This is a genomic window from Streptomyces sp. NBC_00510, assembly GCA_036013505.1.
Lineage (GTDB): Bacteria > Actinomycetota > Actinomycetes > Streptomycetales > Streptomycetaceae > Actinacidiphila.
The window spans coordinates 5,992,312-6,007,746 of the sequence record CP107851.1 but is presented as its reverse complement, the minus strand read 5'-3'; the positions used below and the strand labels follow the sequence as shown (position 1 = coordinate 6,007,746).

Here is a 15,435-nt window from a genome sequence, read left to right as displayed (position 1 = left end):
CCGAGGGACGGCGGGGGTGATGCCCGGTGAGCTTCTGGGAGTACCTCGCCAGCCGTCACGAGCAGCTGCTGATCGACGCGTACCAGCAGGCCAGCCTGGTCTTCCAGTGCATGGTGCTGGCGACCGCGATCGGGGTCGCTATCGGGGTCCTGTCCTACCGGCGCGACTGGGCCGCGGCCGTGGCCGTCACCTCCACCGCGACGATCCTCACCATCCCCTCCCTGGCCCTGATCGGCCTGCTGATCCCCTGGCTGGGGCTCGGCGTCCCCCCGACGGTGACGGCGCTGACGCTGTACGGGCTGCTGCCGGTGGTCCGCAACGCGATCGTGGGGCTGCGCGGGGTCGACCCGGCGCTGGTCGACGCGGCCCGCGGCATCGGGATGTCGCGGACGGCCGCCCTGGCGCGGGTCGAGCTGCCGCTGGCGTGGCCGCCGATCCTGACCGGCATCAGGGTGGCGACGCAGATGCTGATGGGCATCGCGGCGATCGCGGCGTACGCCTCCGGGCCGGGGCTCGGCAACGAGATCTTCCGCGGGATCGCCTCCCTGGGCGGTGCCAACGCGCTCAACCAGGTGCTGGCCGGGACGGTCGGCATCGTCGTCCTGGCGCTGCTCTTCGACGCCTGCTACGTGCTGCTCGGGCGGCTCACCGTCCCCCGGGGGATCCGTGGCTGAGGCGTCGGGCGCGACCATCGAGCTGGAGCAGCTGACCAAGCGCTACCCGGGCAGCGCGGAACCGGCCGTGGACGGCGTGAGCATGGAGATCGGGGCCGGCGAGACGGTGATCTTCGTCGGGCCCTCCGGGTGCGGGAAGTCCACCACCCTGAAGATGATCAACCGGCTGATCGAGCCGACCTCGGGCCGCATCCGCATCGGCGGCGAGGACGTCACCCACATGGACCCGGTGAAGCTGCGCCGCAAGATCGGCTACGCGATCCAGTCCTCCGGGCTGTTCCCGCACATGACGGTGGCCGAGAACATCGGGCTCGTCCCCCGGATGGTGGGCTGGTCCAGGGCGCGGGTCCGGGACCGCGTCGAGGAGATGCTGGACCTGGTCGGTCTGGACCCGAGGGAGTTCCGGGGCCGCTACCCGCGCCAGCTGTCGGGCGGTCAGCAGCAGCGCGTCGGGGTGGCGCGGGCGCTGGCGGCCGATCCCCCGGTGCTGCTGATGGACGAGCCCTTCGGCGCCGTCGACCCGATCACCCGCGACCACCTCCAGGACGAACTGATCAGGCTGCAGCACGAACTGCACAAGACGATCGTCTTCGTCACCCATGACTTCGACGAGGCGATCAAGCTCGGTGACCGCATCGCGGTGCTGCGGGAGCGCTCGCACATCGCCCAGTTCGACACCCCGGAGGCGATCCTGACCAATCCGGCCGACGACTTCGTCTCCGGGTTCGTGGGCGCCGGGGCCGCCCTGAAGCGGCTCAACCTGACCCGGGTGCGGGACGTGGGCGTCGCCGACTTCCCGACGGTGCGCCTGGACGACCCCCTCCAGTCGATCTTCGACCGGCTGCGGGAGGTGACCACGACCAACGAACTGCTGCTGCTGGACCGCAAGGGCCGCCCCTACAAGTGGCTGCGGCGCGGCGACCTGATGCGCGCCAAGGGCTCGCTGGCCCGCGCCGGGACGCTGGTGGGCGACACGGTGACCCGGGACGCGACCCTGCGGGACGCCCTGGAGGCGGTCCTCACCGACAGCAGCGGACGGGTCGCGGTGACCGGGCGGCGCGGCGAGTTCACCGGGGTGGTGGACATGGAGACGCTGCTCAACTCCGTGCACCAACTGCTGGAGGAGGACCGGCTGGCGGCCCTGGAGCACCGTCACGAACTGGAGGAGCTGCGCGCCCCGCAGACCCGGGCCGAGCAGGAGGGCGCCGACCACGAACGGGGGGCGCGGGCATGAGCCCCGCCACCGGTGCACCGCCGGGCGGGACGGGCGGGCCGGGAGGGCCCGCGACGGCTCCCGGTGCCGGGCAGGGCCCGGCCGGTCCGGAGGAACCCGCGGGCGGCGAGGGCCTCGGCGACCGGCCCTCCGGGCCCGCCGCCGGACCGCCGGCCCGGCGGCCGACCTGGCGGAGACTGCTGGTCACCCCGGTCGTGCTCGCCCTCGTCCTGCTCGCCACCTATCTGTGGATCACCGGCATCACCCTCGACTCCATCGCCGAGAACGCCCTCGTCGGCGACACCGTCAGGGTGCGGCTGTGGCAGCACGTCAAGCTGACCGCGATCTCCACCTTCTGGGTGCTGGTCATCGCCGTCCCGCTCGGCATCGCGTTGACCCGGCGGCGGCTGCGCCCGGCCGCGCCGGTGGTCACGGCGATCGCCAACATCGGGCAGGCGACGCCCGCCATCGGGATGCTGGCGCTGCTGGTCATCTGGCTGGGCATCGGGCCGCGCACGGCGCTGATCGGCATGGTGGTCTACGCGGTGCTGCCGGTGCTGTCCAACACCATGGCGGGGCTGCGGGCCATCGACCCCACCCTGATCGAGGCCTCCCGCGGCGTCGGGATGTCGGCGGCCGGGACGCTGTCCCGGATCGAACTGCCGCTGGCGGTACCGCTGATCCTGGCCGGCGTGCGCACCGCGCTCGTGCTCAACGTGGGCACCGCCACGCTCGCCACCTTCGTCGGCGGCGGCGGGCTCGGCGACATCATCACCACCGGGATCGTCACCCAGCGCGTGCCGGTGCTCGTGCTGGGTTCGGTGCTCACCGTGGTGCTGGCCCTGCTGGTGGACTGGCTGGCGTCGCTGGCCGAGCAGGTGCTGCGGCCGCACGGTCTGGACACGGGCTGATGCGCCGCCGGGCCCTGTCCGCGGGCCTCCTGGTGCTGCTCGCCTGCGCCCCGGGCTGCGGGCTCAAGAGCGGCAGCCCGCTCGTCGACGACGTGCGCCCCGGCTCCCTGGGACAGGGCCTCCCGCTGAAGGGCGCCTCGCTGACGGTGACGTCCAAGAGCTTCAGCGAGCAGATCATCCTGGGCTCGATGATCGGCCTGGTCTTCAAGGCGGCCGGCGCCGAGGTGCTGGACCGCACCAACATCCAGGGCTCCATCGGGGCGCGGGAGGCGGTCAAGTCCGGTGCCGCGGACGCCATGTACGAGTACACGGGCACCGCCTGGATCACCTACCTCGGGCACGACGAGCCCATCGCCGACCCCATGGAGCAGTGGCGGGCCGTCCGCGACGCCGATCTGCGCAACGGCATCACCTGGCTGCGGCCGTCCACCCTGGACAACACCTACGCCCTCGCCATCAGCCGGGACAAGAACCGCCCGTACGGGCTGCGGACCCTGTCCGACGTGGCCGCCCTGTCGAGGAGGGACCCCAAGGCCGTCACCCTCTGCGTGGAGAACGAGTTCGCCTCGCGGGACGACGGCCTGCCCGGCATGGAGAAGGCGTACGGCATGGACCTGCCCTCCGCCAACATCCGCAAGATGGACACCGGGATCATCTACACCCAGATCGCCAAGCCCGGTTCCTGCCTGCTCGGCGAGGTCTACACGACCGACGGCCGGATCGCCTCCCTGGACCTGCAGGTCATGGAGGACGACAAACGCTTCTTCCCGAACTACGACGCCGCCCCCGTCGTCAACAGCGAGGCCCTTGAGCGCTGGCCGGCCATCCGCTCCCTGCTCGACCCGCTGTCGGAGAAGCTGACCACCGACGTCGGCCGGGAGCTCAACGCGAAGGTGGACGTGGAGGGCGAGGACCCGCACGAGGTCGCCAAGGAGTGGCTGGTGAAGGAGGGCTTCATCAGGGCGGGGTGAGCGCGCGGGGTGAGCGCGTCGGGCGATGCATGCAAAGAAAGCATTGCAAAGAAATCTTTGCAGCCTCTACGGTGGGACCGTGCCAGACGACCCCACCGCCGACGCGACCGACCCCGGCGTCATCAGCCTCGACCCGCGCACCCTGCGCGGCCTCGCGCACCCGCTGCGCATCCGGCTGCTCGCAGCGCTGCGCGAGTACGGCCCCGCCACCGCCTCCGGCCTGGCGGCCCGGCTCGGCGAATCCAGCGGCGCCACCAGCTACCACCTGCGGCAACTGGCGGCGTACGGCTTCGTCGAGGAGGAACCGGACCGCGGCACCGCGCGCGAGCGCTGGTGGAGGGCCGCCCACCGCGGCACGCACTTCGACGCCGGGGGCTTCCTCGGCCACGCCGACCCCGAAGTGCGCGCCGCCATCGGGCTGTTCGGGCGCGAGGTCGCCGCTCACCACGCCGCGGAGCTGGAGACCTGGCTCGCCACCGTCGGCGACTGGTCCGCGGAGTGGCGCCGCAGCTTCGACCTCAGCGACTTCGCCCTGCGGCTCACCCCGGCCGGGGCCCGCGCCCTGCGCGACGAACTCCACGCCGTGCTGGAGCGCTACCGCACCTCGGAGGGCGAGCACCCCTCGGACCACGAGGACGCCGGGGACACCGAGGACGCCGTGCCCGTCCGCGTCCACCTGCACACCTTTCCGCGCACCGCCGACTGACCGCACCGACCACGGGGGACACACATGGAGACCGGAACCGGCATATCCGACGGCACCGCGCGGGCCACCGGGCCCGCGCCGGTACCCGATCCGCGGCCGCTGCGGCTGGTGCTGGCCGCCAACGTCGTGTCGATCAGCGGCAATTCGCTCACCGTGCTCGCCGTCCCGTGGTTCGTGCTGCAGACCACCGGCAGCGCCGCCCGCGCGGGCCTTGCGGCGTTCTGCGCGACCCTGCCGGTCGTCGTCTCCGCGCTCGTCGGGGGGCCGGTCATCGACCGCTTCGGACGGCGCAGGTCCTCGGTCCTGTCGGACGCGGTGTGCGCGGTGGCCGTCGTGGCGATCCCGCTGCTCCACTTCGCGGGCGTGCTGCGCTTCTGGCAGCTGTGCGCGCTGATGGCCGTCAGCGGGCTCTTCCACGCCCCCGGCGAGACCGCGCGGGAGGTCCTGCTGCCCGTGCTGGCCGAGCGGGCCGGGACGCCACTGGGGCGCGCCGCGGGCTACTTCGACGGCGCCTCACGCGGCGCCCGGATGCTCGGCGCCTCGGCCGGCGGTGTGCTCATCGCCGTCCTGGGCGCGGAGGCGGTGCTGCTGCTGGACGCCGCGACCTTCGCCGTCTCCGCGCTGCTGATCGCCTTCGGCGTCCGCGGGCTGCCCGGCGCCGAACCCGCCAAGGACGCGGCACCGGTCTCGCTGCGTACGTACCGGGCCGAACTGCGCGAGGGCTACGCCTTCCTGATCCGCTCCCGGCTGCTGCTCGCGATCACCTTGATGGTCATGGTCACCAACGGCCTCGACGCGGGCTGGAGTTCGGTGCTGCTGCCCGTGCACGCCGACCGGGAGCTCGGCGGCTCCGTCCAACTCGGCCTGCTGTCCGGGCTCTTCGGGGCCGGCGCGCTCGCCGGGGCACTGCTGTACGGCGCGGTGGGCCACCGCCTGCCGCGATGGCCGGTCTACACGGTGTGCTTCCTGCTGTGCGGCGCGCCCCGGTTCCTGGTCGCCGCGTGGGTGCCCGGATGGGGTGCCCTGGCGGTGACCATGGTGGCCGGCGGCATCGCGGCCGGGGCGCTCAACCCGATCCTGGCGACGGTGACCTTCGAGAACATCCCGGACGAGCTGCGCACCCGCGCCCTGGGCACCCTGGGTGCCGGGGTGCTGCTCACCACCCCCGTGGGCGGCCTCGCCGCGGGCTACCTGGTGGACGGCATCGGCCTGGCCGGCGCGCTGCTGCTGACCGGCGGGGCGTACTTCCTGGCGACGCTGTGCCCGCTGGTCTTCCCCTCCTGGCGCCACATGGACGCCCGGCGGGGCACATGACCTCGCACTAGCAGCTGGGGACCTTGCCGCCGCTGTCGAGGGCGTCCAGGGCGTCGATCGCGCCGTCCAGGGTGGTGACGGGCACCAGGCGCAGCCCCTTGGGGAGTTCGGCCCTGGCGTCGGCGCACTCGGCCTTCGGGACGAGGAAGACGGTCGCGCCGTCACGCCGGGCGGCCTGCTCCTTGAGCGGGACGCCGCCGACCGGGCCGACCTTTCCGCCGGCGGTGATCGTCCCCGTACCGGCGATCCTGCGGCCGCCGGTGAGGTCGCCACCGCGGCCGTTGCCCTCGATCTTGTCGATGATGCCCAGGCTGAACATCAGCCCCGCGCTGGGCCCGCCGACGTCCGCGAGGTGGAGGGTGACCTCGACGTCCGAGGGGGACAGCCGCAGCTGCCGCAGGGCCGCGGCGGTGGCGTCCTGCTGGGACTCGGTCATCTCCGCCTGGTTGTGCCGCTCGATCTCCTTGACGGTGCCGCCGGTCGGGTAGACCGCGTCGCGCGGCATCACGGCCTGGTCCGTGGCGAACCAGGCCTTGAGGACGTCACCGAAGCGGACGGCCGCGTCCGGGTTCGTCGCCGCGATGGTCGTCATCCGCAGCTGCCCCGAGGTGTCGCGGGTCCCGGTCCCGGAGATCGTGATTACCGGCTTGCCCTGGTCGTCGCCGAGGACGTCGGCCGTCAGCCCCGGCACGACGATCGAGATCGGCAGCGGCGCGAACAGGGCCACCGCCAGCAGCGCGGCCACGAGCGCGGCGCAGACGGCGAGGATCCGGTTCCGGGCGGAGACGAAAGGCATGGGGTGAATGTAGTTCACGGCGGCGGCCCGGCGTGCCGGGGCCCGGGGCGCCACGGCCGCTAGCGCAAGGCGTCGGCGACCTCCAGCGCCGCCTCGACGACCCGGGGACCCACCCGTTCGGGTATCGCGTCGGCGAGCATCACCACGCCCACGCTGCCCTCGATGCCCGGCACCCCCACCAGCGGGGCCGCCGCGCCGCTCGCCCCGGCCTCCAGCTCGCCGTGGGTCAGCACGTACCCGGGGCCCTCGGAACACCGTGGATCGGGCTCGTACGGCTGCACGCTGCGCCCGGCGAGGATCGCCCGGCCCGCGGCGCCGCGGTCGAGGGAGTGCCGGAAACCGGTCCGGTAGGCGACGTGGTAGTCGGTCCAGCTGGGCTCGACGACCGCCACGGCCAGCGCCTCGGTGCCGTCGACCAGGGTGAGGTGGGCGGTGGCGCCGATGTCCTCGGCGAGGGAGCGCAGGGCGGGGAGCGCGGCCTCGCGCAGCAGCGGGTGCACCTGGTGCGCCAGCCGCAGCACGCCGAGCCCGACCCGGGCGCGGCCGCCGAGGTCCCGGCGGACCAGGGAGTGCTGCTCCAGCGTGGCCAGGAGGCGGTAGACCACCGTACGGTTGACGCCCAGCTTCACCGCCAGCTCCGTGACGGTCAGTCCGTGGTCGGTGTCGGCCAACAGCTTCAGGACCCGCAGGCCCCGATCGAGCGTCTGAGAGGTCTCCGCGGTCACGACGCCCCCCTCTCGTGTGAGTGGCGGCTCATCTCTCACGGCGGGAGCACTGCCGGTCCCGCGGCAGAGCGCGGAGAGGCCACCGGTCTGGCGGTACCGGCTGGCGCCCCGAGGCTGCTCTGCCACGGCGCGTTGCGTGACCGGAACGGTAGCGATGCGTACCGCTCAGCGGAAGACTTCGTCCACAATCCGGTCACGTGACCGGGGTAGCGGGGGCGCACGACGTAAATCTTCCGCGGAATCACCTCTCGCACCGCAAGATTCACAGCGCCACTGACGTACCATCAGCACCCGGCGCGGGCACCGCGGATGAGCGGACGGCCGCCGCTCAGCGCATCCGCGTCGCCCACTCCTGGACCTTCTTGATGCGTTCGTTGAGCTGCCCCGCCGTCGCCTCCGCGCTCGGCGGTCCGCCGCACACCCGGCGCAGCTCGTTGTGGATGACGCCGTGCGGCTTGCCGCTCTGGTGGTTGTACGCGGCGACCATCGTGTTCAGCCGCTTCCGCAGCTCCAGCAGCTCCTTGTGCGTGACGATCGGCCGCCGCTCGGCGGGCAGTTCCAGCAGGTCCGCCTCGCTGTCCGGCTTCTTCCGGCTGTGCGCGATCTGCCGGGCCTGCCGCTTCTGCAGCAGCAACTCCACCTGGTCCGGCTCGAGGAGGCCCGGAATGCCCAGGTAGTCCTGCTCCTCCTCGCTGCCCGGGTGCGCCTGCATGCCGAACTCGGCGCCGTCGTACAGCACCCGGTCGAAGACGGCGTCGGACTCCAGCGCCTCGAAGGGCAGCATGTCCTGCTCGCCGGTGTCCTCGTCCTGCTGCTTCTCGGCCTCCTCCAGCTCCTTCTCGGACTCCGCGTACGGGTCCTCCTCGCCCTCCTTCTTGGGCTTGTCGAGGGCGTGGTCGCGCTCCACCTCCATCTCGCCCGCGAATTCCAGCAGCATGGGGATGGTCGGCAGGAAGACGGAGGCCGTCTCGCCGCGCCGCCGCGACCGCACGAAGCGGCCCACCGCCTGTGCGAAGAACAACGGGGTGGAGATCGTCGTCGCGTAGACCCCGACGGCCAGCCGCGGGACGTCCACGCCCTCCGACACCATGCGGACCGCCACCATCCAGCGGTCCTCGCTCGCGCTGAACTCCTCGATCCGTGAGGACGCCCCGGTGTCGTCGGAGAGCACCACGGTCGCCTTGTGCCCGGTGATCTCCCGGATCAGCTTGGCGTACGCGCGGGCCGAGTCCTGGTCGGTGGCGATCACCAGGGCGCCGGCGTCCGGGATGGACTTGCGGACCTCCGTCAGCCGCTGGTCGGCGGCGCGCAGCACGTTCGGGATCCACTCGCCGGTCGGCGCCAGCGCGGTCCGCCAGGCCTGGCCGATCGCGTCCCTGGTCATCGGCTCGCCGAGCCGTGCGGAGATCTCGTCGCCGGCCTTCGTGCGCCAGCGCATGTTGCCGCTGTAGGAGAGGAAGATCACAGGGCGCACGACGTGGTCGGCGAGCGCGTTGCCGTAGCCGTAGGTGTAGTCGGCGGAGGACCGGCGGATGCCGTCGTTGCCCTCCTCGTACGTCACGAACGGGATCGGGTTCGTGTCCGACCGGAACGGCGTCCCGGTCAGCGCCAGCCGCCTGGCCGCCGGCTCGAACGCCTCCAGGCACGCCTCGCCCCAGGACCGGCTGTCGCCCGCGTGGTGGATCTCGTCCAGGATCACCAGCGTCTTGCGCTGCTCACAACGGTTGCGGTGCAGCATCGGGCGCACGCCGACGCCCGCGTAGGTCACCGCGACCCCGTGGTATTCCTTGCCGACCGGCCCCGCGCTGTACTCCGGGTCCAGCTTGATGCCTATCCGGGCCGCCGCCTCCGCCCACTGCTTCTTCAGGTGCTCGGTGGGGGCGACGACGGTGATCTGCTGCACGAGGTGGTTGTGGAGCAGGTACGAGGCCAGGGTGAGCGCGAACGTCGTCTTGCCTGCGCCGGGCGTCGCGACGGCCAGGAAGTCACGCGGCTGCGTCGCGACGTAACGGTCCAGGGCACCCTGCTGCCAGGCGCGCAGCTTGCCGGCCGTGCCCCAGGGGGCGCGGCCGGGGAAGGCGGGCGACAGGTGGTGCGAGTGCGAGCTGCTTGCGCTGTGCGGGGCGGTGGTAGTCACGGTCTCCGGTGACGGGTCGGGTACGACAACCGTCACAGCCTACTGGCGCGCGGCGCGGGCTCGTGGTTGCGGCCCGTTGTCGTGTGCGGGTGCGTTGCGCCTGCGGCGGGCGGTTTCCCCGCCGCCCGCCCGATTGCCCGGCTCGGTCAGTGCGGGCCTGCGCCTGGTCGTTGTGGGGTCGGTGCCGCGTTCGCCGCTCGTCTCCCCCAGCCTTCGGCCGGGGGGACCCCCATAGGCGCACCCCGCCACACCCCCTCCCGCTGTGTGGGCGACTGACGGCCGGTGGGGGGTCAGTAAGGCACCTGCGGCAACCCCGGACCGCCTTTTGAACCCCGTCCGGCCGTTAGTCGCCCACACGACCGGAGAGGGTGCGGCGGGGTGCCCCCATGGGGCCCCCGGCCGAAGGCTGGGGGAGGGAGAGAGGGTGGGGATGCCCGCCGCAGGCGTAACGGGGCCGCACATGACGCACAAGGCCGCAATGGCGAACCCGGGCCGCGAGGGACCGCGTCAGGGGGAGGCCAGGCGGGCCAGGGCGTGACCGATCGCCGCGGGGACGGAGACCTCACCCGCCGCGACGGAGACGACCAGGGCGTACGCCGCGTCCTGGTCGGCCGACCGCAGGTCGACCCCGTTCAGGTCCAGGAACACCGCCGCCGCCAGCCACGCCGTCCGCTTGTTCCCGTCGACCAGGGGATGGTTCGCCGCGATCGCGTGCAGCAGCGCACCCGCCCGCTCGTACACGTCCCCGTACGCCTCGACGCCGAACATCCGCGCCCGCGGCCGGTGCACGGCCGACGCGAGCAGCCCGGGCTCGCGCACCACGGGCGGTTCGCCACCGCAGGCGAGGCGGGCGAGGTCGGTGACCTCGGCGAGTGTGAGGTGGCGCACGGTCACGTCACTCCCCCAGCCTGCGCAGCAGGTCCGCGTGGGCGGCGGCGTACGCCTCCCCCGCGGCGCGGACGCGCGCGGCCTCGGCCGCCTCGTACGCCCGCACCGCCATGCGCACGAACTCCGCGACGGGCACGCCGTGCGCGTCGGCGAGGTCGCCCAGGGACTCCCACTCGGCGTCGGTGAAGACGAGGGTCAGCTCTTTCACACCGGGACGGTAACCCCCCGGCGCGCCCGTCTCACCCGGTTTTCGGGCGGAGGCGGGCCGCGACGGCGACGCCTGCGAGGGCGAGGACGGACATGGGGAGGAGGACGGCCGTGAAGGCGCCCGCCGCCCCGCCGAGGGCGGCGAAGACGGTGCCCGCGGCGGCGACCAGGACGACGCTGGAGAGCGCGTCGGAGACCTGGAGGGCGGCGGAGTTCGCGCCGGCCTCGGAGGGGGCCGAGAGCTTGAAGAGGATGACGCTCAGGGACGAGATGACCAGGCCCGCGCCGAGGCCGCCCACGCCCCACGCGGCGGCGGCGCTCCAGGCGGGGGCGGCGTCCAGGAGCGGCAGGGCGGCGCCGGCGATCGCGGCGGCCATGAGGAACATGCCGAGGACGACGAGGCGTTCGCGGTGGGGTTCGAGGCGGGGGCGGCCCTGGATCCAGGAGCCGATGCCCCAGGTGACGCCGCCGCTGGCCAGGGAGAGCCCGGCGAGGGTCGGGGACATGTGCCGCTGCGTGACGAGCATGAGCGGGACGAAGCTCTCCGCGCCGAGGAATGTGCCGGACGCCACACCGCGCAGCAGCACCACGGACGGGAGTCCGCGGGCCGCGCGGAAGGTGCCGCGGGGCAGCAGCCGCAGTGCGGCCGGGACGACGAGCGCGGCGCCCGCCACGGCAAAGAGCAGCGACAGCGGCCTCAGGTCCTGCCCGGCGTACTGGAGCAGCCCGGCGCCGGCGGAGACGGCGAGCGCGAGGCGCAGCCGGCGGCCGTCGGGGGCCACGCGGTCGTCCGGCGGTCGCTGGAGGGAGGCGCGGCGCAGTGCGGGCAGGCCGGTGAGGAGCGGGAGCACGACGAGCAGGGGGATGGCGAGGAAGACCCAGCGCCAGCCGAACTGCTCGGTGACCGTGCCGGCCACGAGCGGGCCGACGATGGAGGGCAGCACCCAGGACGCGGCGAAGGCCGCCATCACCGCGGGCCGCAGGCGTTCGGGGTAGGCGAGGCCGACGACGACGTACAGGGCGACGATGACGAGCCCGCCGCCGATGCCCTGCACGGCGCGGCCCAGCACGAACGGCCACATGGACTGGGCGGTGCCGGAGACGACCAGGCCGGCCGCGAAGGCGCCGATGCCGGTGACGAGCGGCGCCAGCGGCCCGGTGCGGTCGCACCACTGGCCGCTGACGACCATCGCGAAGAGCGAGGTCGTGAAGTAGCCGGAGAAGGCGAAGGCGTACAGCGGCAGCCCGTCCAGCTCGCGGGCGGCGATGGGCATGGCGGTGCCGACGGCGGTGGCCTCGAAGGCGATGAGCAGGACGACGGAGACCATCGCGAGGGTCAGCGCGCGGTAGCGGCTGCCCAGGAGGGTGTCGGCTCCGGTGTCCGGCCCGGCGAGGGGCATGCCTGCGTGGCCGGATACCGGCTCGGTGTCTGCGGTGGTCACCACGACATGGTAAGGGGTCAACCGGCTCGTTGCCCCTGGCACCCGGGTCGGCCTTTCGGCCTAGGGCCGGGAGAAGCGGGCCCGGGCCGGGAAGGCGTAGGCCATGCCGCACTACACCTCGTACGACGGAACCGAGCTCGCCTACCAGGACCGGGGCGAGGGGCCCGTACTGCTCGCGCTCGCCGGCGGCCCGGGGCGGGACGCCGCCTACCTGGGCGACCTGGGCGGTCTGGACCGGGGCAGGCGCCTGGTGGTCCCGGACAGTCGGGGCACCGGCGGCAGCCCGCCGGCGGGCGACCCGCGCGCCTACTCCTTCCCCCGGCTCGCCCAGGACGTCGAGGCGCTCCGCGCGCACCTGGGCCTGGAGCGCTTCGCGCTGCTCGCGCACGACGCGGCCGCCGCGACCGCGCAGGTGTACGCCGCCGCCTACCCGGAGCGGCTGACGCACCTCGTGCTGGTCACCCCGGGCTCCCGGCTGCAGGGCGAGCTGCCCGACGACGCCCGCGAGATCTTCGAGAGCCGCGTGCGCGAACCCTGGTGGCCGGAGGCGGTCGCCGCCCTCGCCGAGCTGGAGACCGCCGACGACCTCGACCGGGTCCGTACGCTGCTGCTGCAGGTCGCGCCGATGGCGTACGGCCACTGGGACGCGCCCCAGCGCGCCCACGCCGCCGCCGAGGGCGGCCAGTTGCACCCGGTCCCCCGCGCCGGCTTCTGGCAGGGCATCGACGAACCGGCCCGGCTCGCCGTCCTGGCCCGGCTGCGCGAGGTGACCTGCCCGGTGCTGGTCCTCACCGGCGACCGTGACGCCATCACCGGGATGCGCGCGGGCGAGGTCGTCGCGGCCTGCTTCCCGCACGCCCGCCTGCGTCCGCTGCACGCCGTCGGGCACTTCCCGTGGGTGGACGAACCCGGGCTGTTCCGCCCGGTGGTGGAGGAGTTCCTCGCGTCGCCCGGCGGTTCGTGAACGGCGTGTGGCAGTCCTGTTGCAGGCCCCCGGGAAACGTTGACCCCCTCCCGGGGGCCGCGTCTATGGTCGAGTCACGTCGACGACGCAAGGCCGTGTGCCCGAGTGGTTCAGGGGCTCGACTGCAAATCGAGTTACGTGGGTTCGATTCCCGCCACGGCCTCTTCTGCCTTGACCAGGGAAAAGAATAGGGCGCCCCTCAGAAGAGCTGCGACCCATCTATCTGTCCGTCTCAGTTCCCGTCTCAGTTGACCGGCACGAGCACGCCGGCGGCGCCATCGTCGCCGTCATCCGGCCCGTCCGTCCCCGGCTTCCGGATCAGACCGTCGACCTGTTTCGCCACCTCGGTTCGCACCGTGTCGACCGCTCAGATCGGTCAACGGCGCACCCGATAGCGCAGGTGAAGCACCCGGTTGCCCTGAATCGCCACGTCAGGATCCTCCAACAGGTGCTGCGCGTGGACCGACCCGAAGTAGCGCTTGCCGGACCCGAACACGACGGGTACGACGTCCATGCGCACCTCGTCGATCAGGCCCGCGGCAAGCACCTGGCCACCGACGTCGCCGGCGGCGACCTCGACCATGCGGTCACCCGCAAGCTCCTGCGCCTTGGCTACGGCTGCCTCGACGCCGTTGACGAAGTGAAACGGCGCTTCGGGGTCCCAGCCCTCGGGCTCCGGCCGGTGCGTCACGACGACCACGTGGTCGATCCCGCCCGGCGGCTTCCCGTCCCAGCCGTCCGTCAGGTCGAAGACGTGGCGGCCGACGATCGTGACTCCGATCTGGTCCCAGTACGGCCGGGTGTAGTCGTAGGACGTCTGCGACACCTTCAGCACGCCGCTCTCGTCCAACGGGACGTCACTGCTGGACAACCAGTCGAACAGCGGTCCGGGCTGGTCATTCTCGTCCGCGACGAAGCCGTCCACCGACACCGAGCTGTACATGACCACCTTGCCCACGGGGCTCTCCTCTGCCTTGGGGTGCCCCAAATTAGCGTGTCGTGAGCTGTCGCTCGCGTGGCCGGGGCACTTTGCCCACGCCGTGGTTCGCACTCGTCCGCGAGCCACTGCACACCCCGCTCCGAGAACGGCAATGAACCCGCCCGAACGGCCGGGCACGCCCGCGTCACTTCGCGTTGAACGCCCGCCCGACAGCCTCGTTCACCCTTGCGGAGACGTCCGGACTCGCGGATGCCACGACGGCCGCTCCCGCCAGGATCAGTCCCCACCTGAGACTTTGCGCCCCTTGTCCGTGCTGCGCGAAGACAGGCAGCATCGGCACGATCACGCCGAAGGATATGAGGACGAATCCCGGCACGACGCGGCGGAACCAAGCCTTCAACTGGGGCGAGGAGGGCTCCCAGACAGGAGCGGTGGAAAGGATCGCCGCCATGTCGTCGTCGGCCATGAGCTCGATGCCGTGGACGAGGTTGTTCCTGACCCGGTCGATCGCCTCCGCATCACGCGCTTCGACGATCAGGGGTATGAGGCTCCGGTAGATGAGGCCGGCCCGCTTCGCCTCTCCTCGAAGCCTCCGACGCAGGGCGACGTCCCCCACGTGCGCCCTTCGCGAAAGGTCGAAGGCGTCCATCGCCCGCCAGGCCAGGTTCTCGAGTTCACGGCACCAGCGCCGCGCCACCGCGGCCTCGCGCCACCGATGCCTGTTGCGCGTCATGTCGTCGGCCAGCACCAGGGTGTGGACCACGAGCGGATCGAGCGGCCGGCGAAGGCGACGGCTCCTGACCTCGGTCACGACGACGTCGATCCCGGGCGGAATCAGCAGGGTCAGGATCACGGTGCCGCACGCCACGACGCCCAGCCATCCTCCGGCGTTCCGCCAGGCAGCACCCCAGGACGCCGAAAGGATCTCCCGAACGGAGGAGATCACATCGGTGATGACGAAAGGTAGGGTCGTCGCCACCATCAGGACCACGAACCGCGCCATCGCGGTCCTTGAGGCCGTCACCACCCTGCCGAGGACCACCGGCATCACGACCGCCGCCAGCAGCAGTCCCACCGAATTCGTCATCACGTCGATGAGAGGACCGCCCGGCGGGTTTCCGGCCCTGGCTTCCGCGAGCCGAAGCAGGAAACCGGCGAGGTACAGCAGAACGAAGAAGGCGATCCAGCGCAGCCAGCGCCAGAATCCGTGATCGGACAGGTGGACGGAGAAATGGTGCCTCGTGGACGAGACGCGAACGCTGCGTCTGATCTTCCGGGCCAGCGCGGGTGGTTCGATGCGGAGACCGTCGACCCTCCTCAGATCCGATGCCACGAGCCGGTCGCAGTGCCCGATCGCGGATCGCAGGAGTCTCCTCCCGACTCGCACTCGCCGTGCAGCCCATGACGTTGAACTCATGATCGGCCGTACATGCCCCTTCGCCCAGTGCCGCCGCATGTTCCTGGAAACGCAAGACGGGTCCCGGTCACCCCCTCGCAACCCTGGCACACAGCCGGTCGTGGCAGAAGGGCCGAGCTGAACCGCCAGG

General features: G+C 72.5%; 15 protein-coding genes and 1 tRNA gene. 8 read left to right on the top strand and 8 right to left on the bottom strand.

Annotated features, from left to right (window positions below; genetic code table 11):
- Positions 1 to 26 precede the first annotated feature (26 nt).
- From OG937_27085 to OG937_27060, 6 genes are all read left to right on the top strand, one after another.
- Positions 27 to 674: an ABC transporter permease gene (locus tag OG937_27085; GenBank protein WUD75097.1), complete on the top strand. Its 648-nt coding sequence runs from the start codon at positions 27 to 29 to the stop codon at positions 672 to 674.
- A complete protein-coding gene (locus OG937_27080) occupies positions 667 to 1,908 on the top strand; it encodes a betaine/proline/choline family ABC transporter ATP-binding protein (GenBank protein ID WUD75096.1) in 1,242 nt (413 codons plus the stop codon). The genes OG937_27085 and OG937_27080 overlap by 8 nt, the downstream gene beginning before the upstream one ends.
- Entirely contained in the window at positions 1,905 to 2,798 is an 894-nt protein-coding gene (locus OG937_27075) for an ABC transporter permease (protein WUD75095.1), read from the top strand. The genes OG937_27080 and OG937_27075 overlap by 4 nt, the downstream gene beginning before the upstream one ends.
- Positions 2,798 to 3,769: a glycine betaine ABC transporter substrate-binding protein gene (locus OG937_27070; protein WUD75094.1), complete on the top strand. Its 972-nt coding sequence runs from the start codon at positions 2,798 to 2,800 to the stop codon at positions 3,767 to 3,769. The genes OG937_27075 and OG937_27070 overlap by 1 nt, the downstream gene beginning before the upstream one ends.
- 79 nt (positions 3,770 to 3,848) lie before the next feature.
- Positions 3,849 to 4,475, top strand: a complete 627-nt coding sequence (locus tag OG937_27065; GenBank protein ID WUD75093.1) for a helix-turn-helix domain-containing protein — start codon at positions 3,849 to 3,851, stop codon at positions 4,473 to 4,475.
- 24 nt (positions 4,476 to 4,499) lie between these two features.
- Positions 4,500 to 5,789 carry an MFS transporter gene (locus OG937_27060; protein ID WUD75092.1) on the top strand — a complete coding sequence of 430 codons (1,290 nt, stop codon included), beginning with the start codon at positions 4,500 to 4,502 and terminating at the stop codon, positions 5,787 to 5,789.
- A 7-nt stretch (positions 5,790 to 5,796) separates the two neighbouring features.
- Here OG937_27060 and OG937_27055 read toward each other — a convergent pair whose 3' ends face one another.
- From OG937_27055 to OG937_27030, 6 genes are all read right to left on the bottom strand, one after another.
- Entirely contained in the window at positions 5,797 to 6,585 is a 789-nt protein-coding gene (locus tag OG937_27055; protein ID WUD75091.1) for a hypothetical protein, read from the bottom strand.
- Positions 6,586 to 6,644: 59 nt separating this feature from the next.
- Positions 6,645 to 7,310 (bottom strand): helix-turn-helix domain-containing protein, encoded by a 666-nt coding sequence (locus OG937_27050; GenBank protein ID WUD75090.1) that lies wholly within the window; start codon positions 7,308 to 7,310, stop codon positions 6,645 to 6,647.
- Positions 7,311 to 7,638: 328 nt separating this feature from the next.
- On the bottom strand, positions 7,639 to 9,447 hold the full coding sequence (locus OG937_27045) for a DEAD/DEAH box helicase (GenBank protein WUD75089.1): 1,809 nt from the start codon (positions 9,445 to 9,447) through the stop codon (positions 7,639 to 7,641).
- Positions 9,448 to 9,954: 507 nt separating this feature from the next.
- Positions 9,955 to 10,335 carry a type II toxin-antitoxin system death-on-curing family toxin gene (locus OG937_27040; protein ID WUD75088.1) on the bottom strand — a complete coding sequence of 127 codons (381 nt, stop codon included), beginning with the start codon at positions 10,333 to 10,335 and terminating at the stop codon, positions 9,955 to 9,957.
- A 7-nt stretch (positions 10,336 to 10,342) separates the two neighbouring features.
- Positions 10,343 to 10,543: a hypothetical protein gene (locus OG937_27035; protein WUD75087.1), complete on the bottom strand. Its 201-nt coding sequence runs from the start codon at positions 10,541 to 10,543 to the stop codon at positions 10,343 to 10,345.
- Positions 10,544 to 10,574: 31 nt separating this feature from the next.
- Positions 10,575 to 11,942, bottom strand: coding sequence for an MFS transporter (locus OG937_27030; protein ID WUD78898.1), 1,368 nt, complete (start codon positions 11,940 to 11,942; stop codon positions 10,575 to 10,577).
- 145 nt (positions 11,943 to 12,087) lie between these two features.
- Here OG937_27030 and OG937_27025 point away from each other — a divergent pair, with 145 nt between their 5' ends.
- Together OG937_27025 and OG937_27020 are read left to right on the top strand one after the other, a co-directional pair.
- Complete coding sequence (locus OG937_27025) at positions 12,088 to 12,948, top strand: alpha/beta hydrolase (GenBank protein ID WUD75086.1); 861 nt, start codon at positions 12,088 to 12,090, stop codon at positions 12,946 to 12,948.
- Between the two features lie 91 nt (positions 12,949 to 13,039).
- Positions 13,040 to 13,111 (top strand) — tRNA-Cys (locus OG937_27020).
- Positions 13,112 to 13,324: 213 nt separating this feature from the next.
- On the opposite strand, the gene OG937_27015 is transcribed toward OG937_27020, so the two are convergent.
- Positions 13,325 to 13,906 carry a dihydrofolate reductase family protein gene (locus OG937_27015; protein ID WUD75085.1) on the bottom strand — a complete coding sequence of 194 codons (582 nt, stop codon included), beginning with the start codon at positions 13,904 to 13,906 and terminating at the stop codon, positions 13,325 to 13,327.
- Positions 13,907 to 14,072: 166 nt separating this feature from the next.
- A complete protein-coding gene (locus OG937_27010) occupies positions 14,073 to 15,221 on the bottom strand; it encodes a hypothetical protein (protein ID WUD75084.1) in 1,149 nt (382 codons plus the stop codon).
- Between the last annotated feature and the right edge of the window lie 214 nt (positions 15,222 to 15,435).

Excerpts from the sequence above, each read along its gene's own strand:
- OG937_27075 (WUD75095.1), top strand. The coding sequence starts at position 1,905 with ATGAGCCCCGCCACCGGTGCACCGCCGGGCGGGACGGGCGGGCCGGGA.
- OG937_27070 (WUD75094.1), top strand. The coding sequence starts at position 2,798 with ATGCGCCGCCGGGCCCTGTCCGCGGGCCTCCTGGTGCTGCTCGCCTGC.
- OG937_27060 (WUD75092.1), top strand. The coding sequence starts at position 4,500 with ATGGAGACCGGAACCGGCATATCCGACGGCACCGCGCGGGCCACCGGG.
- OG937_27055 (WUD75091.1), bottom strand. The coding sequence starts at position 6,585 with ATGCCTTTCGTCTCCGCCCGGAACCGGATCCTCGCCGTCTGCGCCGCG.
- OG937_27030 (WUD78898.1), bottom strand. The coding sequence starts at position 11,942 with ATGCCCCTCGCCGGGCCGGACACCGGAGCCGACACCCTCCTGGGCAGC.
- OG937_27025 (WUD75086.1), top strand. The coding sequence starts at position 12,088 with ATGCCGCACTACACCTCGTACGACGGAACCGAGCTCGCCTACCAGGAC.